This window comes from Kitasatospora sp. NPDC001539, assembly GCF_040298565.1.
GTDB lineage: Bacteria > Actinomycetota > Actinomycetes > Streptomycetales > Streptomycetaceae > Kitasatospora.
This window is the reverse complement of the sequence record NZ_JBEPAK010000120.1, coordinates 1-21,379: the sequence shown is the minus strand read 5'-3', so window position 1 is coordinate 21,379 and position 21,379 is coordinate 1. Positions and strand designations below refer to the sequence as shown.

Here is a 21,379-nt window from a genome sequence, read left to right as displayed (position 1 = left end):
AACCATGGTCCCGCTCCTGCTGGTCCTTCTGCTCGCTCTGATCCTGTTCGGCGCCGGATTCGCGTTGAAGGTGCTCTGGTGGGCAGCCGTCATCGTGCTGGTCGTCTGGCTGCTCGGCTTCATCGCCCGGGGTACGACGGCGGCCGGCGGACGGGGCCGCTGGTACCGCTGGTAGCCCCGCTCGGGGCGCGCCGGTGCGCACGGCCGCGGGGTCGCCGATCGGGCGGCCCCGCGGCCGTGCGCGCATGTGTGCGGCGTCATCCGAACGGTCGCCTTCGGTGGCGGGAAGGAGCCGCGCAGCCGGGTTCCCGGCCGCCGGAATCCGTTTCCGGACGCACGACCGGGGTTACCCGGGAAGGGCAGTCCCCTCAACGAGGAGTCGATCCATGGAAGCGTCCGAACCGGTGAAGAAGATCGTCGACAAGGTCGCCGACGTCGTCCAGAACGTCGTCCCGACCGAGCGCCCCGAACTCCCCGGCGCGCCCGGCCCGCAGCCGCCGACCGTACGGGAGCCCACGGAGGTCCGCGACCCGCTGCCGCCCAAGCCCGACCAGGCGGCGCCGAGCCCGGTGACCGCCACCGGCCGCGACACGGGCGCCGGCGCCCGGGTCAGGTCGCAGGACGGCGCGTTCCTGACCACCGCTCAGGGCGCCCGACTGCCCGACAGCGACCACTCGCTCAAGGCCGGCCCGCGGGGGCCCGTCCTGCTCCAGGACCACCACCTGCGCGAGAAGATCACCCACTTCGACCACGAGCGGATCCCCGAGCGCGTCGTCCACGCCCGCGGCGCCGCCGCGCACGGCGTCTTCCGCGGGTACGGCACCGCCCAGGCGGTCTGCAAGGCCGCGTTCCTCGCCGAGGACGTCGAGACGCCGGTGTTCGTGCGCTTCTCCACCGTCCTCGGCTCCCGCGGCTCGGCGGACACCGTCCGCGACACCCGCGGCTTCGCCACGAAGTTCTACACCTCCGAGGGGGTGTTCGACCTCGTCGGCAACAACATCCCGGTCTTCTTCATCCAGGACGCGATCAAGTTCCCCGACGTCATCCACGCCGGCAAGCCCCACCCCGACCGGGAGATCCCCCAGGCCCAGTCCGCCCACGACACGTTCTGGGACTTCGTCACCCTGCACACCGAGGCCACCCACCACACCCTGTGGAACATGTCCGACCGCGGCATCCCGCGGTCCTTCCGCACCATGGAGGGCTTCGGCGTCCACACCTTCCGGCTGGTCAACGCCGAGGGCGCGAGCACCCTGGTCAAGTGGCACTGGAAGCCCAAGCTGGGCGTGCACTCCATGGTCTGGGAGGAGGCGCAGCTGGTCGCCGGGACGGACCCGGACTTCCACCGCCGGGACCTCGCGGACGCGATCGAGGCCGGTGCGTTCCCCCAGTGGGAGCTGGGCATCCAGACCTTCCCCGACACGCCCGAGCAGACCTTCGAGGGGATCGACCTGCTCGACCCGACCAAGATCGTCCCGGAGGAGCTGGCCCCGGTGCGACCGGTGGGGCTGCTGACGCTGAACGCCAACCCGACCAACTTCTTCGCCGAGACCGAGCAGGTCGCCTTCCATCCCGGCCACCTGGTGCCGGGGATCGACATCACCGACGACCCGCTGCTGTCCGGGCGGCTGTTCTCCTACCTCGACACCCAGATCACCCGGCTGGGCGGCCCGAACTTCGCGCAGATTCCGGTCAACCGCACCCACGCCCCCGTCAACGACATGCTGCGGGACGGGTTCCACCAGCACGCCGTCCACTCCGGCGTGGCGCCCTACAAGCCGAACTCGCTCGACGGCGGCTGCCCGTTCTTCGCCGGAGCCGCGGAGCACGCCTACATCGAGTACCCGACCCCGGTGGCCGCCGCGACCAAGGTGCGCGAGGCGCCCGCCTCGTTCGCGGACCACTTCAGCCAGCCGCGCCTGTTCTGGGCGAGCATGAGCCCGGTCGAGCGTGAGCACATCATCGCCGCGTACACCTTCGAGCTCGGCAAGTGCCACGAACGGGCGATCAAGGAGCGCGGGCTGCAGGTGCTGGCCAACATCGACGGCTACCTGTGCGCGCAGGTGGCCGCCGGCCTGGGCCTGCCCGCCCCCGAGCCGACCGAGCCGTTCGGGGAGGTCCGGCCGAGCCCCGCGCTGTCCCAGCTGGGGCGGACCTGGCCGGCGGACGGCCGGGTCGTCGGCCTCGTCGCGGGCACCGACCACGGCGCGCTGACCACGGTGCGCCGGGCCGTGCTGGACGCCGGTCTCGTCCCGCTGGTGATCGCCGCGACCGGCGCCGGCCTGCCGGCGGACGGCGACGGCGAGCCCGTCGCCGCACAGCGGACGTACGCCACCGCCCGGTCCGTGGAGTACGACGCGCTGGTGCTGGTCGGCGCGACCGGCCCGGCGCCGGACGCGCAGGCCGCCCGCGACGCCAGGGCGGGCAACCCGATGCCGGCCGCGCCCACCGTCGACCCGCGGCTCGTGCTGATGCTGACCGAGGCCTACCGCCACGCCAAGCCCCTGCTCGCCGTGGCCGGGGGCCAGGACGCCCTGCGGGCCGCCGGCATCGCCGACGGCCCGGGCGTCCTCGCCGACGTCCGGCCCGACGAGGCGGTGGAACGCCTGATCCAGCTGCTCGCCGCGCACCGGGTGTGGGACCGCTTCCCGCCGCCCGCGGCGGCCGGTGGCCGATAGCCCGACCGGAACCCGGGCGTCCTTTTGGCGCCCGGGTTTCTGGGCAGTGGCCAGACATGGGAATCCCCCTTCCACCCGGGGCGGCGTCGCTGCGGCTCGCGCCGGAACCGAGGAGCGCCGCGTCGGCCCGCCGCTTCGTGCAGTCGGTGCTGAACGGCGCTCCCCCCGAGGCGGCGGAGACCGCCGAGCTGCTGACCGGCGAGCTGGCGGCCAACGCGGTCCTCCACGCGGGCACCGAGTTCGAGGTGCAGGCGTGGGTCGAGGACGGACGCATCGGGGTGCGGGTCAGCGACCTGCGCCCGGAGCGCGGGCTGGTGCCGCACGACCAGCACCCGTACGCGGGCACCGGCCGGGGCCTGGCCCTGGTGGCGGACCTGGCGCCCAGCCACGGCGTCCACGGCGACGCCGACCGCAAGACGGTCTGGTTCGAGCTGTGGCCCGGCCGGCCGGCGCCGCCGGCCTCCGCGTGGGAGACTGTGGCGTCCTGCGGCCCGACCGTGAACGTGGCGCTGACCGACATGCCGTACGCCCTGTACTGGGCGGCCCAGCAGCACTGGGAGGAGATGCTGCGGGAGCTCCAGCTGACCGAGGGGGTCGAGGACCGCGCGGGCGTGCGACCGGACGAGGTGGCCGTCGCCCAGGACGGCAGCAACGTGATCTGCGCGTGCATGACCGCCTCGGTGCAGCAGGAGACCCCCGACAGTTCGACGCTCTCCGTCCTGGTGGCCGTCCCGGCGGACGCCATCGGGGTCGTGACGGCCCTGCGCCGGGTGCTCGACGAAGCCGAGGACGCCGCGCAGCAGGGCACCCTGCTCACCCTTCCCGCCCTGCCGCAGATCCGCGCGTTCCGCGACTGGCTGTTCGACCAGGTCGTCGGCCAGCTCTCCGGCGAGGAGCCCACCGCCTGGACGCTGACCCCCGGCGTCCCGAGCAGCACTCCCAGCGAGCTGGCCCCCTGGGACGCCGGCGAGGTGGAGGCCGCCACCGTGCCCACGGTCGCGGCCGACGACCTCAACCGGATCATCGCGGTGAGCCCGTCGGCGGCGAACCTGCTGGGCTGGTCGGCGCGCGACCTCATCGGACAACCGCTGACCACGCTGATCCCCGACCACCTGCGCAAGCGCCACCGGGCCGCCTTCACGTCGCTGCTGCTCACCGGCCAGCCGCGCATCCTGGGCCGCCCCGTCCCCGTCCCGGCCCTGCACCGGGACGGCCGGCTGATCCCGATCCGGCTGCACGTGCAGACCCAGGAGGCGATCGACGGCCGCACCGTGTTCGTCGCCCACCTGATGCCGAGGACGGCCCCGCCCGCCCCGCCGTCCCCGGGGCCGGACGGCGGCCACGCGACGCGGCCGGAGCCCGGCCCGGTGCGCTTCCCGAGCACCACCACGAAGTCGCGCCGGGCCAGTGTCGACCGGGCTGCGCTGGAACGGCTGGCCCTACTGGCGGACACCGGCAGCGCGCTGTCCAGCACCCTGGACCTGGGCGAGCGGATGCGCCGGGTGTGCCAGGTCCTGGCCCACCAGCTGGCCGACTGGTGCGCGGTGGACCTGGTGGACGAGCACGGCCGGGTGGAGCGGATGTGCCTCGTGCACCGCGATCCCCGGGTGCGCGTCCCGGAGGAGCTGCTGGGCCGGCTCCCCCCGCTGTCGGAGGACGCCCAGGGGTCGCTGGCCCGGGTGGTGCGCGGCGCCGGCCCGCTGCTGGTCACCGACTTCCCCCGGGTCGAGGACGCCCCGAGCCCGCTGGACGCCCGGCAGGCGGAGCTGTTCGCCGAGCTGGGGGCGAGCAGCGCGGTGATGGCGCCGCTGCGGGCCCGGCGGGAGGTCCTCGGGGCGCTCACCCTGGTGCGCACCCGGGACGAGCACCCGTTCACCGCCGAGGACGTCGTGCTGGTCTCCGAGCTGGTCCGCGGGATCTCCCTCGGGGTGGACAACGCGCGCCTGCACCTGCGCACCCAGCAGACCGCCGAACGCCTCCAGCGCGCGCTGCTGCCCGAGCTGCCCCTGGTCGACCGCCTGGAGCTGGTCGCCCGCTACGTCCCGTCCAGCAGCACCGCCGAGGTCGGCGGGGACTGGTACGACGCCTTCGCGCTGCCCTCGGGGGAGACCGTGCTGGTCATCGGCGACGTCGCGGGCCACGACCTACGGGCCGCCGTCGCCATGAGCGCGCTGCGGAACATGCTGCGCGGCATCGCCGTCGACCGCGGGGAGCCGCCGGGCGAGGTGCTGCGCCAGCTGGACCGGGCGAACCACACCCTGAACCCCCACTCCACCGCCACCTGCGTCTACGGCCTGGTCAAGGGGGACGTCGACGGGCACCGGGAGCTGGACTACTCCTCCGCCGGGCACCTGCCGCCGCTGCTCACCACCTGGGACGGCGAGACCCGCTACCTGGAGAGGGGTGCGGGCCTGCTGATCGGCATGGAGCCCGACCTGCCCCGCGTCACGGCCAGTGACCGGCTGCCGCCCGGCTCCACGCTGCTGCTGTACACGGACGGCCTGATCGAGCGCCGGGGGCAACCCCTCGACGACGCCATGGCCCGGTTGCGGCGGCACACCGCCGCCCTCGCTCGGGCGCCCCTCACCGTCTTCTGCGACGAGCTGGTCATCGCGCTCGGCGCCGAGAGCGACGACGACACGGCGCTGCTCGCGCTGCGCGTCGCGCCACCGGTCTGAGCGGTCCTCGGACGACCACCGGTCTTGAGCGGTCCTCGGACGACGGTCCGAAACGGGCCCGTGGGCGGTGGCGCCCGAAGACGACGGCGCCCGGGAAGCCCCGGGCGCGCCTACGCGCCCCGCAGGCGCGCGATCTCGAACTCGACCCAGATCGTCTTCCCCAGGGCGTGCGGCTCGGCACCCCAGCGGTCGGCCAGCCGCTGCACGATGAACAGGCCGTGGCCACCGGGCAGGGCCGGGTGGTGCGGCTCGCGCGGAGCCGGCAGCTCCGAACTCTGGTCGCTGACCTCGATCCGCAGCCGCTCCGGGTTGACGGCGAGGACCAGCTCCAGCGGGCCGTCGCCGTGCAGCATGGCGTTGCCGACGAGTTCGGCGACCACCAGCACGACGTCCTCGGCGATCCCCTCGCCCGCGCCCGGGGCGCGGGACTGCGGGAACCAGTCGCCCAGCACCTGGACGGCGTGGGCCCTGGCACGGGCGACCGGCTTGGGGAGCCCCGCAAGGGGCAATCGCCTTCGCTGACCGCCGACGGGCAGGACGAGCTCGGCCCCGTGCGGGTCGCCGTCCAGGGCTCCCCGGCTCATCGTCATGTGAGGGCACCCCTTCGGATCGACAACGCTTTCGCAGCTCGGATTCCCGGCACCTCCGGGATTATGCCTGCCCGGGGCCGACCGGGCAGCGGCTTGGAGCGGTCCGACCGCCCGCCGCTCAGTGCGGCAGGGCCGCCTCGACCGATTCGTGAATGGTGAACACCGTTCGCGCACCGGTCAGTTCCAGGACCCGCATCACGGTCGGAGCCACCGCCGCAAGGCTCAGCTCCAGCCCTTCCCGTTCTGCCGCGATGCGGGTCCTGAGCAGCAGGTTCAATCCCGAGGAGTCGCAGAAGGCGACCTCTCCCAGGTCGATGACCACGGCCGTCGGGCGCCGCGCGACCAACTCGGCGAGCAACTCGGCGGCCGAGTCCAGCGTCTCCACGTCGAGGTCGCCCGCGAGCGTGCAGACCACCGCACCACCCTCGGTGGTTCGGCTGCTCACCACCAGGCCCGGCCTGGGTGCGGCGGGCGCCAGGGCCGTGTCGCCCCGGCCGTTGTCGGATGGCATCATCGTCGTCCCCTCCATCGTCCGTGCCCTCCGACCATACGTAGGCTCGGGCCCGTCAGCCAAACAGCGGGCTCCATGAGGTGCCTCAGTCGCGCTCGAGGCCTTCTCGCAGCTGCCGCAACGTGCGGGTGAGCAGCCGGGAGACGTGCATCTGGGAGAGGCCGAGGCGCTCCCCGATCTGGGACTGCGTCATGTCCTCGCAGAACCGCATCGAGAGGATCAGCCGTTCCCGCTCCGGCAGCTTGGCCACCAGCGGCTTGAGCGCCACCAGGTCCTCGACGCGGGCGAGGTCGCGGTCCTCGTGACCGAGCCGGTCGGCGAGGGCGCCGGGGCCGTCCTCGTCCTCCGAGCTCCCGAGGTCCAGGGAGCCGGCGGTGTGCCCGTTGGCGGCGGCCAGACCCTGGATGACCTCCTCGACGGGCAGCGAGAGGTGCTCGGCGAGTTCGGTCGGCGTGGGGGCGCGGTCCAGGTCCTGGAACAGCTTGTCCTGGGCCTTGGCCAGCAGGATGCGCAGTTCCTGGAGTCGGCGGGGCACGTGCACGGCCCAGGTGGTGTCGCGGAAGTGGCGCCGGATCTCACCGAGGACGGTCGGCATGGCGAATGTGGTGAATTCCACACCGAGTTCCGGGTCGAACCGGTCGATGGCCTTGATCAGGCCGACCGCCCCGACCTGGAGCAGATCCTCCTGGGGCTCGCGGTGCGAGGTGAAGCGGCGGATCGCGAACCGCACCAGGGAGAGGTTCATCTCCACCAGGGTGTTGCGGACGTACGAGTACTCCCTCGTCCCCTCCTCCAGGGTGGCGAGGCGTCGCAGCAGAACCCGGGTGAGCTCCCGCGCGTCGGCGGGGGCGATCTCCTTCGGGTCCACTTCTTCGGGCAGCTCCACCGTGAGCGACTCCCGGAGCTTTCCGCCGGGTGCGGCTGCGGAGACGAGCAGTTCGCCAGTGGGCGTGGGCATGCAGGTCCTTTCCCGAGAACGGCACGACGGAGGCCCTGCTACCCCGGGTCCGCCGATCGATGCAGTCATCCACCGTAAACGTTTTGTGAAGGCCGCGTCGTCGGGGGTCGCACCCGCGGTGCGGCCCGCTTCCACCCCGGTGGCAGGCGTTTTCCCGCGCCGCGGGCCCTGGGGTAGCCTCCGTTGACGGTACCCACCGCACTCCGGAGTGGCGACCCGGAGCCACCCGGCACCCGGTCGGCCGTGGTGCGCACGACCGGATGCGGGCTCCGGCCCGGCGTTCTACGGAGGCGACGTTCGATGGCTGGTCCGCTGACGTCCAAGGGTTCGCAGCACCGCCCGGAGGGCGGGCCGGACGCCGCTCCGGGGAACGAGCCGGAACTGCGGCAGTTGCTGGCGGGCCTCACGGCCGTCCGGGACGGCGACTTCAGCACCAAGCTGCCCGACGACGCGCCCGGGCTGCTCGGCGAGATCGCCTCGGTGTTCAACGGGATGGTCGACCAACTGTCCCACTTCACCTCGGAGGTGACCCGGGTCGCGCGCGAGGTCGGCACCGACGGCCGCCTCGGCGGCCAGGCGCAGGTGCCCGGGGTGTCGGGCACCTGGGCGGACCTCACCGACTCGGTCAACGCGATGGCCGGCAACCTCACCTGGCAGGTGCGCGGCATCGCCCAGGTGACCACGGCGGTGGCGCGCGGCGACCTCACCCAGAAGATCGAGGTCGACGCCCGGGGCGAGATCCTGGAGCTGAAGAACACCGTCAACACGATGGTCGACCAACTCTCCTCCTTCGCCGGGGAGGTGACCAGGGTCGCCCGGGAGGTCGGCACCGAGGGCATCCTCGGCGGCCAGGCCCGGGTCGTCGGCGTGTCCGGGACCTGGCGCGACCTCACCGACTCGGTGAACTCCATGGCCGGCAACCTCACCGGCCAGGTCCGGGCGATCGCCCAGGTGGCCACCGCGGTGGCCGAGGGGGACCTCTCGCAGAAGATCACCGTCACGGCCCGGGGCGAGATCCTGGAGCTGAAGGAGACCATCAACACGATGGTCGACCAACTCTCCTCCTTCGCCGACGAGGTGACCAGGGTCGCCCGGGAGGTCGGCACCGAGGGGCGCCTGGGCGGCCAGGCCAAGGTCCAGGGCGTGTCCGGCACCTGGAAGCGGCTCACCGAGAACGTGAACGAGCTGGCCGGCAACCTCACCCGGCAGGTCCGGGCGATCGCCGAGGTCACCAGCGCGGTGGCGGCCGGCGACCTGACCCGCTCGATCACCGTGGACGCCTCCGGCGAGGTCGCCGACCTCAAGGACAACATCAACTTCATGGTGGAGTCGCTGCGCGAGACCACCCGGGCCAACGAGGAACAGGACTGGCTGAAGACCAACCTCGCCCGCTTCTCCGCCCTGATGCAAGGCAGGCGCGACCTCGGCGTCGTCGCCGCGTCCGTGATGGACGAACTCGCCCCGCTGGTCGGCGCCCAGTGCGGCGCCTTCTACCTCGCCGAGGACGGCCCGGACGGCACGACGCTCCAACTCGTCGGCTCCTACGCCTTCCCCGACGGCGACCGCCCCACCCGCTTCCGCCTCGGCGAGTCCTTCGTCGGCCAGGCCGCGCGCAGCCGGCGGACCATCGCCGTCGACGCCCTCCCGCCCGGCTACCTGGCCGCCGCCTCCGGCCTCGGCCGCATCGACTCGCTGTCGCTGGTCGTGCTGCCGATCGTCGTCGAGGACCAGGTCCTCGGCGTCATCGAACTGGCCTCCGTGAAGCCGTTCACCCAGGTCCACCGGGACTTCCTGGACCAGCTGCTGGAGACCATCGGGGTCAACCTCAACACCATCATCGCCAACGCCAGGACCGACGAGCTGCTCGGCGAGTCCCAGCGCCTGACCGCCGAACTCCAGGCGAGGTCCGAGGAGTTGCAGGCCCGGCAGGAGGAGCTCCAGTTCTCCAACGCCGAGTTGGAGGACAAGGCGGAGCTGCTGGCGGCGCAGAACCGCGACATCGAGACCAAGAACCTGGAGATCGAGCAGGCCCGCCAGGAACTGGAGGAACGCGCCCACCAGCTGGCCCTCGCCTCGAAGTACAAGTCGGAGTTCCTGGCCAACATGAGCCACGAGCTGCGCACCCCGCTCAACAGCCTGCTGATCCTCGCCCAGCTGCTCGCCCAGAACCCCACCCGGAACCTGACGGCCAAGCAGGTCGAGTACGCCGGCATCATCCACTCCGCCGGCTCCGACCTGCTCCAGCTCATCAACGACATCCTCGACCTCTCCAAGGTCGAGGCCGGCAAGATGGACCTGAGCGTCGACGCGGTGCCGCTGCCCGCGCTGCTCGACTACGTCGAGGCCACCTTCCGCCCGATGACCGGGCAGAAGAACCTCGCCTTCGCCGTCCGGACGGCCCCCGGGGTGCCCGGCGAACTGCGCACCGACGACTACCGGCTGCGCCAGGTGCTGCGCAACCTGCTGTCCAACGCCGTCAAGTTCACCGAGCACGGGCGGGTCGAGCTGCGCATCGAGCCCGCGGTCGAGGCCGAACTGCCCGACGGCGTGCGGCGCGGCGGCCCGGTGCTCGCCTTCCGCGTCACCGACACCGGCATCGGCATCGCCCCCCAGAACCTGGAGACGGTGTTCGGCGCCTTCCAGCAGGCCGACGGCACCACCAGCCGCAAGTACGGCGGCACCGGCCTCGGGCTGTCCATCAGCCGCGAGATCGCCTACCTGCTCGGCGGTGCGATCACCGTGGAGAGCACCCTGGGCCGGGGCAGCGTCTTCACCCTCTACCTCCCCGTCGCGCACTCCGAGGTGCCCACCGGCGAGCCGCCGGCCGTCTCCGGGGCGCTGGGCGGCGCCGCCGTGCGGCCGTCCGAGGATCCGGTGCACGACCCGGGCGACCACGCCTCCCCCGGGCGCCCGCGGCGCCTCCTGGTGGTGGAGAGCCGGCCGAACGGGCTGCTGAGCCTGGTGGCGGAGAACGCCGTCGCCGACCTCGCCCGCTACTCCGCCGGGCACCGGCAGGTCGAGATCGTCACCGCCGTCGGAGCCCACGAGGCCGCCACCGCGCTCGCCACCGCCCCCTGCCACTGCGTCGTCCTGGAACTGGACCTGCCGGACGGCACAGCCGCCACGCTCCTCGCCGAGATGGAGGGCGACCCGGCCCTGCACACCGTCCCGGTGCTGGCGCACCACAACCGGGGCGCCGCCGGCGAGCAGGCGGACGCGTTCCTGCGGCAGGACGAGCGGCCGCTGGAGCTGATCGCCAGCCTGGACGAGCTGCGCGAGCGGATCGCCCTGCACATGAGCGCCGACCGCCCCGGCGGCGCCCTGCCCCCGGCGCACGGCCCGGAGCGGGTCGGGTCCTGGAGCCCGGACGCCGAACCGGCCCTCGCCGGCCGCACGGCGCTGGTCGTCGACGACGACGACCGCAACCTGTACGCGATCACCAGCATCCTGGAGCTCCACGGCATGCGCGTCCTCCAGGCCGAGAACGGCCGGGCCGCCCTGGAGTCGCTCACCGCCCACCCCGGGATCGACGTCATCCTGATGGACGTGATGATGCCCGAGATGGACGGGTACACGGCCACCGCGGCGATCCGCGCGATGCCCGAGCACGAGGGCCTGCCGATCATCGCCGTCACCGCCAAGGCCATGATCGGCGACCGGGAGAAGAGCCTGGCGGCCGGAGCGAGCGACTACATCACCAAGCCGGTCGACGCGAACGAGGTGGTCAGCCGGATCACGCACCACCTCACGCGGTGACCACCGCCGGAGCAGCAGCCGAGACCCCAGGAGCCACCACCGTGCAGGACCCCCAGGAGCGACTCGCCACCGGCCGCCCCGCCGCGATCGAGCCGGGCGTCGAGGCCCCCAGGGTCGGCGCGCAGCGGACCCCGGCGGACCCGGAGGCGCCGGCCACCCAGGAGCCGGGAGGCGACGCGGCGGCCGTCGGCCGGCTCGCCACCACGGTCGAGCGGCTGCGCCAGGAGCTGGACCAGGCGCAGGCCGACGCGGCCGGCCGTGCCGTCGTCGAGATGGCCGTCGGCGTCCTGGTGGAGCGGCTGCGCTGCGGCCCCACCGAGGCTGCCCGGCAGCTGGAGAGCCTGGCCGAGCAGGCGGGCGTCACGACGCTGGCGCTGGCCGCCGACCTGGTCAACCAGGTGGCGGCGGACCAGATCTCGGCGCTCGCCCGGGACTTCGTCGCCGGTACGGCCGTCCGGCCGGAGGACCCGGTGGCGCTGCGGCTGCGCAGCACCGAGGCCGACACCATCGCGGGCGGTGACGCCGCGACGGCCGCGCGCTCCATGCTGGAGCACGCCCTGCGGCCGCTCGGGGTGGCCGCGGTGGCGGTCTGGGCGGCCCACCCCGACCTCTCGCTGTCCCTGGCGGGCAGCGCCGGCTTCCAGCCGGAGGAGGCGCGCCGCTGGCGGCACGTCCCGCCGGGCGTGCCGACCCCGGCCCGCCGGGCCCTGGACGAACGCGCCGCGGTCGGCTACCACACGCTCGCCGAGGCGTCGCTGCCCTCGATCGGCCAGCACGAGATCCGCGGCGGGCGCCTCGCCGTCCCGGCGGGGGTCGGCGGCCGGCTGATCGGCGTGCTGGAGATCTGCTGGCGCGAGGCGCTGCCCGAGCAGTCGCAGCCCCTGCAACGGCAGTTCGAGGCGCTGGCCGAGGTGGCGGCCGCCACCCTGGAGTCCTGGGACAGCCGGCAGTACGCCGTCGCGGACCCGGCGGACGCCCAGTTCGACGAGTTGCGGCAGCTGACGGACGGTCTCCTCGATCCCTGCCTGGTCCTGCGGGTGGCTCCTGAGGACACCGAGCTCCCGCTGAAGTTCGTGATCCGGCACGTCAACCCGTCCTTCGTCGACTTCGCCGGCCGGCCCACCGCCGCCATCGTGGGCACCCGCCTGCTGGAGGCGTACCCGCTGGCGGCCGAGCCGGGAGGCCTGGCCGAGAAGGTCGAGCACGTCTTCGCCACCGGAGAGCCCTTCCGCGCCCAGGGCATGCGGCTCGCCGCCCTGGTCGACGGGGTGCCGCTGAGCGCCCGGGCGCAGGTGAGCATCAGCCGCCACGGCATCCACCTGGTGGTCGTCTGGCGGCTCGACGACGGCACCCCGAGGGTCGCCCGGCTGCTCCAGCACGCGCAGCGTCTGGGCCGGATCGGCGGCTTCGAGGAGAACCTGAAGACCCGTCAGATCGTCTGGAACGACACGCTGTTCGAGCTTCACGGGCTGCCGCCCACCGCACAGCCGATCGCCCTCGACCAGCTGGCCGAGCACGCCCACCCGGACGACCGGCACACCATCGGCCGGTTCCTGCGCACCCTCCTGTACCACCGGCGCCCGGCCTCCACCGCCTTCCGGCTGCAACGCCCCGACGGCGTCACCCGGCACATCCGCGTGGTGGCCGAGCCGGTGCGCGACCCGGACAGCGGGCTGCGCATCGTCCGCGGCGCCTACCAGGACATCTCGGCCCAGCACTGGACGGAGGTGGCGCTGGCCGCCACCCGCGACCAGCTGGCGCAGAGCGAGCAGCAGGCCGCCGAGCGCAGCCGCCTCGCCCTCCAGCTCCAGCACGCCATCATGCCGCCCGCCCGGGGGCCGTTGGACCTGCACGACCTGCGCGTCGCGGTCCGCTACCGCCCGGCCGAGAAGGACCACCTGGTCGGGGGCGACTGGTACGACGCGCTGGCCCTGCCGACGGGCGACGTGCTGCTGTGCGTCGGCGACGTCGCGGGGCACGGCATCGAGGCCGCCACCGGCATGGTCGCGCTGCGCAACGCCCTGCGCGGTCTGGCCGCCACCGGCGCCGGGCCGGCCCAGTTGCTGAGCTGGCTCAACAGCGTCACCCACCACCTGACCGACAACGTCACGGCCACCGCGGTCTGCGGGCTCTACGAGCCGGCCACCCGCCGGCTGCGCTGGGCCCGCGCGGGCCACCCGCCGCCGGTCCTGGTGCGGGAGGGCCGGGCGATGACCCTCCCGCAGGTGGGCGGCATCCTGCTCGGCGCCCTGGACCAGGCGGAGTACGAGGAGCACGACTTCGTCCTCCAGGCCGGCGACACCCTGGTGATGTACACCGACGGGCTGATCGAGCGCCGGGACGAGTCGCTCCAGGCGTCCCTGACCAACCTGATGACGCTCGCGGAGCGGGCCCACCACCAGTCGGCCACCAGCGCGGACGGCCTGGAGGGGCACCTGGACCACCTGCTGCAGTACAGCAGCGCCGACACGGACGACGACACCTGCCTGGTCGGGGTGGCGGTCCGCTGACCGCCGACCGGGCCCGTCCCCGACCCCGCCGAGCGGGGCTCCGGACGACGGGCCCGGCCCGGAGGCTCAGTCGGCGACCGCCGGGCGGTAGACGGTGAGCGCGGCGGGCGACTTGGACAGCCGCAGCGCACCGTGCGCCGGGACGCTTTCGCCGTCGACCGCGATGCGGTCGGCGTCGCCGAGGGAGTCCACCTCCAAGGCGCGCAGGCGAACCGTCCGGTAGACCCGGGAACGGTCCAGGGTCCCGGACAGGAAGGCGGCGGCCAGCCGGGTGCGGGCGAAGGGCCTGCCGCCGTCGACGACCCGGACGTCGAGGAGTCCGTCGGCCAGCGCGGCGCGCCGGGTGGGGGCGAGGCCCGCCGGTTCGTACGCCCCGTTGCCGGCGAACAGCAGCCACAGTCGGCGCGGGCGGCCGGCGGCGTGGACGGTGACCGGTTCGGCGCTCGGCAACAGCTTGGCCACGGCCACCGCGAGGGCCGGCCACTTGCCGATGCGTCCCTCCAACTTCTCGCGCTGGTGCACGAGTTCGGGGTAGATACCGAGGCTGAAGGTGTTGACGAAGGTCCGGGTGCCGTCGGCGTCGGCGGCCAGTCCCAGGTCCACGCCGACCGCGCTGCCGGCCTCCACGGCCTCGGCGGTGGCCCCGTGGGTGGTGGCGCCGAGGTCCAGGGCGAAGTGGTTGAGGGTTCCGCCGGGGAAGACGGCCAGCGGCAGTGCGCGCTCGACGGCCAGGGCGGCGGCCAGGTTGACGCTGCCGTCGCCCCCGCACACCCCGAGCGCGCCGTCGACGGCGGCGGCCCGGTCGGCGGCCTCGCCCAGCATCTTGGCCAGGTCGTCCTGCGGTCCACACACCCGGACGTCCGCCTCGGGCAGCATGGCGCGCAGTTCCTCCGCCGTGTCCTCGGGGCCGGCGGCTATCGGGGAGCCGTTGCCGGAGCCCGAGTTGACCACCACCGACAGGCCCCTCCCCCGCTTCAGCGCGGGCGCCGGGCGAGCGGCGGGGGCGGCCGACGGCGGGGCGTCGGACGCGCGCGGCCACCACCGCAGGGTGGTGCCGGCCGCGGCCGCACCCAGCGCCGCACCGGCGAGGACGTCGCCCGGGTAGTGCACCCCGGTGTAGACCCGCGAGAACGCCACCGCCGCGGCGATCGGCGCGACGGCCGCCCCCAGCAGCGGGGACTCGATGGCCACGCCGGTGGCGAAGGCGGCCGCGGAGGCGGAGTGGCCGGAGGGGAACGACGTGGTGACGGGCTGGCGCAGCAGCCGGCGCAGGGACGGTACGCCGTCCAGCGCGGGGCGGGGCCGGCGGGTGGCGTGTTTGGCGACGGTGTTGGCGGTGGCCGAGGCGATGGCGAGCGAGCCGAGTCCGCGAAGGGCCGCCCGCCGCCCGGTGCGCCCGCCGAACGCGCCGAGGACGGCGGCGGTGCCCGTCCACAGCAGTCCGTGGTCGGCGGCCCGGCTCAGGGCCCGCAACCAGGGGCGGGTGCCGTGCAGCGGGGCGGCGGCGATGCGGTCGAACAGGGCCCGGTCGATGGCGTCGAGTCGTGAGGTCCCCAATCGTTTCATCCGACGAGCCTAGGCCGATCGGACGGCGCCGCCGGGGAGGACGGCGATCGGTGTGTCGCGGCCGGGGACGTCGACCTCAGGGCGGCGGCCGAGGGACGACGAAGCCGGGGCCGACGCGATCTCGCGTCGACCCCGGCTTCGGATTGGTAGCGGGGACAGGATTTGAACCTGCGACCTCTGGGTTATGAGCCCAGCGAGCTACCGAGCTGCTCCACCCCGCGTCGGTGAGACCAACCATAGGCGACAACCGGGCGAACACGAAATCGGGTTTCCGGACCGACCGTCCGACAGGAGAGCGCCACCGCCTGCCTCCAAAGGCCGCCACGAGGTGATCCGGCGTCAAAAGATCTTCCAGGCACCCTCCTTGACCGGCGAAGGCCCGCACCGGCCCCACCGCCGAGGGTCCGACGATCGGCGCCCCGTTCTCCTTCCGGGGGAGGCGGACGATGATCATTACTGCTTGACAGAGTGCGTAATACTGTAACGCGGAGCGATCCGGGACGGCCGCGAACCGGCAGCACCGCCCCCTGTCCCCGCAGCTCGGAGCACCACATGCACCCCTTCCTCGACCACCCGGGGCCGCTCGCCTTCGCGCACCGGGGCGGTGAGCTCGGGCACCCCGAGAACTCGCTCGCCGCGTTCGACGCCGCCGTGGCGCTCGGCTACCGCTACCTCGAAACGGACGTGCACGCCACCGCCGACGGCGTGCTGGTGGCCTTCCACGACTCCCGGCTCGACCGGGTCACCGACCGGAGCGGAGCCGTCGCCGAGCTGCCCTGGGAGACCGTCCGGCGGGCCCGGATCGGCGGCCGGGAGCCGGTCCCGCTGCTGGAGGACCTGCTCGGGGCGTTCCCCGAGGCCCGGTTCAACATCGACGTCAAGGCGGCACCGGCCGTCGCCCCCCTGGTCGAGGCGATCCGCCGGACCGACGCCTGGGACCGGGTCTGCGTCGGCGGCTTCTCCGACAGCCGCCTGGCCGCCGTCCGGGCCGCCGCCGGGCCCCGGCTGGCCACCTCGCTCGGCCCCCGCGAGGTGGCCCGGCTGCGGCTGCGCTCGCTGGGCGGCCCGCTGCCGCCCCGGCCGGGGCGCCGGGCGCCGTACGCCGGGCTGTGTGCGCAGGTGCCGGAGCGGCACCTGGGCGTCCGAGTGGTCGACCGGGCCTTCGTACGCGCCGCGCACCGGCTGGGCCTGCAGGTCCACGTCTGGACTGTGGACGATCCCACACGGATCAGGGCTCTCCTCGACCTGGGTGTGGATGGCATCATGGCCGATCGCATCGACGTCCTCCGGGACGTCCTCAGCGAGCGCGGCTGCTGGACGCACGGCAGCACCGGCTCCAGCACGGAACAGGGAGCCGTATGAGCACCACGGACCACTTGCGGGACCACGTGGCGGACGAGCCGCCGCCGACCAGCGGCGACGGCCGCGCGCTGCGCCGGATGCAGTTCGGCTGGTACGTCAACGACTGGGCCAACGCCGCCTTCTCGGCCACCGTCCTGACGGTGTTCCTCGGCCCCTACCTGACCGAGGTGGCCAGGAACGCCGCCGACGCGTCCGGCGACGTGCACCCGCTGGGCCTGTCGATCCGCGCGGGGTCGTTCTTCCCGTACACCGTCTCCTTCTCGGTGCTGATCTCGGTCGCGGTGATGCTGCTGACCGGCACCGTCGCCGACCGCACCGGGCGGCACAAGGAGCTGATGTGCGGCTTCGCGTACGTCGGTGCGATCGCCACGACGGGGATGTTCTTCCTCCAGGGCGACCGCTACCTGCTGGGCGGCGCCCTGCTGGTGGTCGCCAACATCTCGTACGCCGTGTCGGTCGCGCTGTCGTACGCCTACCTGCCGGGCCTGGCCTCCCCCGACGAGCGCGACAAGGTCTCCTCCAAGGGCTGGGCCTACGGCTACGCGGGCGGCGGCCTGCTGCTGATCGCCAACCTGGCGCTGTTCCAGGGCCATGACGCGCTCGGCCTCGCCTCCGGCACCGCGGTGCGGATCTGCCTGGCCTCGGCCGGACTCTGGTGGGCGCTGTTCACCCTCGTCCCGCTGCTGCGACTGCCCTCCCGGGCGGGCGTCGCGCCCGACCGCCCGGCGGCCGCGGCCGACCGGCCCACCGCCGGCAGCCTGCGGGAACTCGGCCGGACCCTGAAGAACATGCGCCGGCACCCGCTGACGCTGCTCTACCTCGCCGCCTTCCTCTGCTACAACGACGGCATCCAGACCGTCGTCTCGCAGGCCTCGCTGTACGGCAGCGAGGAGCTGGGCATGGACCAGACCTCGCTGGTCACCGCCGTGCTGATGGTCCAGGTGGTGGCGATCGGCGGGGCGCTGCTGCTCGGCCGGATCGCCCAGCGGTACGGCGCCAAGCGGACCATCCTCGGCTCCCTGGTCGGCTGGGTGGTCACCCTCGCCCTCGGGTACGTCATGCCCGCCCACCAGCCCATCTGGTTCTACGTCCTGGCGTGCATGATCGGCCTGGTGCTCGGCGGCAGCCAGGCGCTCTCCCGCTCGCTGTTCTCCCACCTGATCCCGGCCGGCCGGGAGGCGGAGTACTTCAGCCTGTACAAGGTCAGCGACCGCGGCACCAGCTGGATGGGCCCGCTGGTCTTCGGCGTCGCCTACCAGGTCACCGGCAGCTACCGCTCGGCGATCATCTCGCTGCTGGTGTTCTTCGTGATCGGCTTCGCGGTCCTGCTGAAGGTGCCGCTGCGCCGGGCCATCGAGGCGGTCGGCAACCCCGTCCCCGAGCGGCTCTGACACCGCCGCTGCTCTCCGGGCGCCGGGCCCGGCGCTCTCCGCCACGCGTCGGGTTCCGCGCCCGGACGGCCCGGTCGGCGGCCCCAAAATCGGTTCCGGGCACCGCTCCGCCTGGCCTAGATTGAGGCCGGATCACCGATGATCAGGCCCGGGCCGGGTGCTCCGCCCGGGTCATCCCGACCGACCGGCAGGAGAACGCCATGGCTGACACGGTGCAGGAACTGAGCGGCGTGAAGGTGCTGGTGTGCGACCCGGCCGGGCCCGTGATCAGCACCGTGCAGGACGCACTGGACCTCATCGGCGCGACGTACCAGGGCGCCGAGGTCGTCGCCGTCCCGGCCGACCGGCTGAGCGACGAGTTCTTCGTCCTGAGCACCGGGTTCGCCGGGGAGGTCATGCAGAAGTTCGTCAACTACCAGGTGCCGCTGGCCGTCCTCGGCGACATCTCCCGCCACCTGGAGGCCAGTTCGGCCCTGCGCTCACTGGTCCACGAGTCCAACGCGGGCGGCCACATCTGGTTCCTGCCCGACCCGGAGGCCCTCGGCGCCCGCCTGGCGTCCCGCCGCTGAGCGCACCCGGGTCCGGGCCGATCGCGCGCCCGGACCCGGCGGGCCCGGGGCTCCGTCAGGAGGGCCGCCGCGCGTCCACCTCGATCTCGATCCTCATCCGGGGGTCGGCCAGTCCGCAGACCATCATGGTGGCGGCCGGCCGGACGTCACCGAAGCAGCGCCGCAGCACCGGCCAGCAGGGTTCGAAGTCCGCACGCTCGGGCAGCAGGTAGCGCACCCGCACCACGTCGGCGAAGCCGCACCCCGCCTCGGCCAGCGCGGCCCCGATGTTGCGCAGGCACTGCTCGGCCTGCTCCACCACGTCCTCGGAGATCGTCATCCGGGCGTAGTCGAACCCGGTCGTCCCGGACACGTGCACCCACTCGCCGTCCACCACGGCCCGGGCGTAACCGATCTGCTCCTCGAAGGTCGAACCGCTGAGGATCGCGCGTCGCTCTGTCATGCGCCGAACGCTAGGGGGCCTGCACCGATCCGTCCAACAGGCCTCATGGCACGGCGTGATGCCCCTGGGCGCATGGGAGCGCGCCGGCGGCCGACCTGTCGGACGCCGCCGGCCCCGCCGACGCGGTACCCCGCCCGGACCGACCGCGCGCGGGACCGGGCCGCCGCCGACGCGGCCGACAACTCCGGTGTCCCGTACAGGAAATGGCATGCACGCCACTAGCCAACCGGCCAGTAGCACCCCTACCGTCGACTCCCCGTGGCTTCGACGGAGGAGCTCGCCTTGCGCCCACGCCCCCACACCCTCCGACACCCTTTCCGACACCCCCTCCGCTTCGCGGCGGCCGCCGCCCTCGCGTCCGCCCTGGTGGTCACCGCGACCCTCACCACCCCCACCGGCGCCACCGCCGTCCCGACCACTGCGGCCGGGACCGCGGCCGCCGCCGACTACTGCGGCGGCCACTGCGCCGACATCCTGCCGCCCGGCGAGAACGGCAACGCGACGCTCGCCGAGATCCTGCTCAACCGGATGTTCGGCAGCCGCCCCGCGCACACCGACGACCAGCTCGGCCCGTATGCGGCCCTCGCCTCCGGCTACCCCGGGCTCACCGAGGCCGGGCTGCGCGGCTTCTTCAACGACGCCTCCTTCGGCGTCCCCGCCGACCAGGTCGCCAGTACCACCAGCCCCCGCCCGGACGTCACCATCGTCCGCGACAAGGCCGCCGGCATCCCGCACATCACCGGCACCACCCGCTACGGCACCGAGTTCGGCGCCGGCTACGCCGCCGCGCAGGACCGGCTCTGGGTGATGGACCTGTTCCGGCACGTCGGCCGCGGCCAGCTGTCCGGCTTCGCGGGCGGCGCCGCCGCCAACCGCCAGCTGGAGCAGAGCTTCTGGCAGGCCGCGCCGTACACCGAGGCCGAGTTGCAGCAGCAGATCGACGGGCTCGCCGCCCGCGGCGGCCGGGCGGCCCAGGCCCTCGCCGACGCGAACGCCTACCTCGACGGCATCAACCAGTACGCCAGGGAGGCGTACAACGGCCGCACCTTCCCCGGCGAGTACGACCTCACCGGTCACATCGACCCGATCACCAACGCGGGTTCGATCGAGCCGTTCAAACTGACCGACCTGGTCGCCCTGGCCTCGGTGGTCGGTGCGCTGTTCGGCGCCGGCGGCGGCAACGAACTCGCCTCGGCCCAGGTCAAGTCGGCGGCCGAGGCCCGCTACGGCAAGGACGCCGGGGACGCGGTCTGGAAGTCGCTGCGCGAGGCCGACGACCCCGAGGCGGTGCGGACCCTGCACGACGGCCAGAGCTTCCCGTACGCCACCGTGCCCGACCATCCGCAGGGCGAGGCCGTGCCCGACCCCGGCTCCGTGGTGCCCGAGCGGATGATCTACGACGCCACCGGCTCCGCGAACACCGCGACGACCAAGGCCGGCGGCGTGCTGCCCGGCAACCTGCTCACCGCCAAGCACGGCATGTCCAACGCCCTGCTGGTCTCCGGCGCGCACACCGACGACGGCCACCCGGTGGCCGTGTTCGGCCCGCAGACCGGCTACTTCGCCCCGCAGCTGCTGATGCTCGAGGAACTCCAGGGCCCCGGCATCAGCGCCCGCGGCGCCGCGTTCGCCGGGCTGAGCTTCTACGTCCAGCTCGGCCGCGGCCAGGACTACGCCTGGAGCGCGACCTCGGCCGGGCAGGACATCACCGACACCTACGCCGTCCCGCTCTGCACCACCGACGGCTCACCGGTCACCACCGCCGCCGACTCCTACCTCTGGCACGGCCAGTGCCTGCCCTTCGACCGGCTGGAACGCAGGAACGCGTGGAGCCCGACCACCGCCGACTCCACCGCCGCCGGCTCGTACACCCTGGTGATGCGCCGCTCGAACTACGGCCTGGTGAGCGCCCGGGGCACCGTCGGCGGCAAGCCCGTCGCGTTCACCTCGCTGCGCTCCACCTACCGGCACGAGGCCGACTCCATCATCGGCTTCCAGGAGCTGAACGACCCCGGCGCCGTGCACGACGCCCCGAGCTTCCAGCGCGCCGCCCAGGACATCAACTACACCTTCAACTGGTTCTACGCGGACTCCCGCGACATCGCGTACTACAACTCCGGCAGCAACCCGGTGCGCGCCGCCGGGGTCGACGCCGGCCTGCCCGTCCTCGCCCAACCCTCCTACGAGTGGGCGGACTTCGACCCGGCCACCAACACGGCCCGGTACACCCCGGCGGCCGAGCACCCGCAGTCCGTGAACCAGGACTACTACGTCTCCTGGAACAACAAGCAGGCCGCCGGCTACACCGCGGCCGGCTTCGGCAACGGCTCGGTGCACCGGGCCAACCTGCTCGACGACCGGGTCAAGG

The 21,379-nt window shown here is 73.6% G+C and carries 14 protein-coding genes and 1 tRNA gene; 9 read left to right on the top strand and 6 right to left on the bottom strand.

Annotated elements, in window-relative coordinates:
- Positions 1–4 precede the first annotated feature (4 nt).
- The 3 genes from ABT247_RS19630 (at position 5) to ABT247_RS19620 (ending at position 5,356) form a co-directional block, all read left to right on the top strand.
- Complete coding sequence (locus ABT247_RS19630) at positions 5–175, top strand: hydrophobic protein (protein ID WP_350744073.1); 171 nt, start codon at positions 5–7, stop codon at positions 173–175.
- A gap of 211 nt (positions 176–386) precedes the next feature.
- The gene (locus tag ABT247_RS19625) at positions 387–2,678 is read left to right on the top strand and encodes a catalase (protein ID WP_350744070.1); all 2,292 of its coding nucleotides are present in this window, start codon (positions 387–389) and stop codon (positions 2,676–2,678) included.
- A 56-nt stretch (positions 2,679–2,734) separates the two neighbouring features.
- On the top strand, positions 2,735–5,356 hold the full coding sequence (locus ABT247_RS19620) for a SpoIIE family protein phosphatase (RefSeq protein ID WP_350744069.1): 2,622 nt from the start codon (positions 2,735–2,737) through the stop codon (positions 5,354–5,356).
- Positions 5,357–5,466: 110 nt separating this feature from the next.
- On the opposite strand, the gene ABT247_RS19615 is transcribed toward ABT247_RS19620, so the two are convergent.
- The 3 genes from ABT247_RS19615 to ABT247_RS19605 form a co-directional block, all read right to left on the bottom strand.
- Complete coding sequence (locus ABT247_RS19615; RefSeq protein WP_350744068.1) at positions 5,467–5,946, bottom strand: ATP-binding protein; 480 nt, start codon at positions 5,944–5,946, stop codon at positions 5,467–5,469.
- A 118-nt stretch (positions 5,947–6,064) separates the two neighbouring features.
- Positions 6,065–6,475 carry an STAS domain-containing protein gene (locus ABT247_RS19610; protein WP_350744067.1) on the bottom strand — a complete coding sequence of 137 codons (411 nt, stop codon included), beginning with the start codon at positions 6,473–6,475 and terminating at the stop codon, positions 6,065–6,067.
- A 67-nt stretch (positions 6,476–6,542) separates the two neighbouring features.
- Positions 6,543–7,415: a SigB/SigF/SigG family RNA polymerase sigma factor gene (locus ABT247_RS19605; RefSeq protein WP_350744066.1), complete on the bottom strand. Its 873-nt coding sequence runs from the start codon at positions 7,413–7,415 to the stop codon at positions 6,543–6,545.
- A gap of 300 nt (positions 7,416–7,715) precedes the next feature.
- Between ABT247_RS19605 and ABT247_RS19600 the strand changes: the two genes are divergently transcribed.
- Positions 7,716–11,171 (top strand): HAMP domain-containing hybrid sensor histidine kinase/response regulator, encoded by a 3,456-nt coding sequence (locus ABT247_RS19600; protein ID WP_350744065.1) that lies wholly within the window; start codon positions 7,716–7,718, stop codon positions 11,169–11,171.
- A gap of 41 nt (positions 11,172–11,212) precedes the next feature.
- On the top strand, positions 11,213–13,681 hold the full coding sequence (locus ABT247_RS19595) for a SpoIIE family protein phosphatase (protein WP_350744064.1): 2,469 nt from the start codon (positions 11,213–11,215) through the stop codon (positions 13,679–13,681).
- A gap of 66 nt (positions 13,682–13,747) precedes the next feature.
- On the opposite strand, the gene ABT247_RS19590 is transcribed toward ABT247_RS19595, so the two are convergent.
- Both ABT247_RS19590 and ABT247_RS19585 read right to left on the bottom strand, forming a co-directional pair.
- Complete coding sequence (locus tag ABT247_RS19590; RefSeq protein ID WP_350744063.1) at positions 13,748–15,247, bottom strand: bifunctional phosphatase PAP2/diacylglycerol kinase family protein; 1,500 nt, start codon at positions 15,245–15,247, stop codon at positions 13,748–13,750.
- A gap of 144 nt (positions 15,248–15,391) precedes the next feature.
- Positions 15,392–15,468 (bottom strand) — tRNA-Met (locus ABT247_RS19585).
- Positions 15,469–15,799: 331 nt separating this feature from the next.
- On the opposite strand from ABT247_RS19585, the gene ABT247_RS19580 reads away from it, so the two are divergent.
- The 3 genes from ABT247_RS19580 (at position 15,800) to ABT247_RS19570 (ending at position 18,569) form a co-directional block, all read left to right on the top strand.
- The gene (locus ABT247_RS19580; protein WP_350744062.1) at positions 15,800–16,609 is read left to right on the top strand and encodes a glycerophosphodiester phosphodiesterase family protein; all 810 of its coding nucleotides are present in this window, start codon (positions 15,800–15,802) and stop codon (positions 16,607–16,609) included.
- The gene (locus tag ABT247_RS19575; protein ID WP_502892471.1) at positions 16,606–18,000 is read left to right on the top strand and encodes an MFS transporter; all 1,395 of its coding nucleotides are present in this window, start codon (positions 16,606–16,608) and stop codon (positions 17,998–18,000) included. Before ABT247_RS19580 ends, ABT247_RS19575 begins: the two co-directional genes overlap by 4 nt.
- Before the next feature lie 200 nt (positions 18,001–18,200).
- Positions 18,201–18,569: a DUF4180 domain-containing protein gene (locus tag ABT247_RS19570; RefSeq protein WP_350744061.1), complete on the top strand. Its 369-nt coding sequence runs from the start codon at positions 18,201–18,203 to the stop codon at positions 18,567–18,569.
- 55 nt (positions 18,570–18,624) lie between these two features.
- On the opposite strand, the gene ABT247_RS19565 is transcribed toward ABT247_RS19570, so the two are convergent.
- A complete protein-coding gene (locus ABT247_RS19565) occupies positions 18,625–19,011 on the bottom strand; it encodes a RidA family protein (protein WP_350744060.1) in 387 nt (128 codons plus the stop codon).
- A gap of 282 nt (positions 19,012–19,293) precedes the next feature.
- On the opposite strand from ABT247_RS19565, the gene ABT247_RS19560 reads away from it, so the two are divergent.
- The coding region (locus ABT247_RS19560) for a penicillin acylase family protein (RefSeq protein WP_502892470.1) at positions 19,294–21,379 on the top strand (2,086 nt) is incomplete at its 3' end.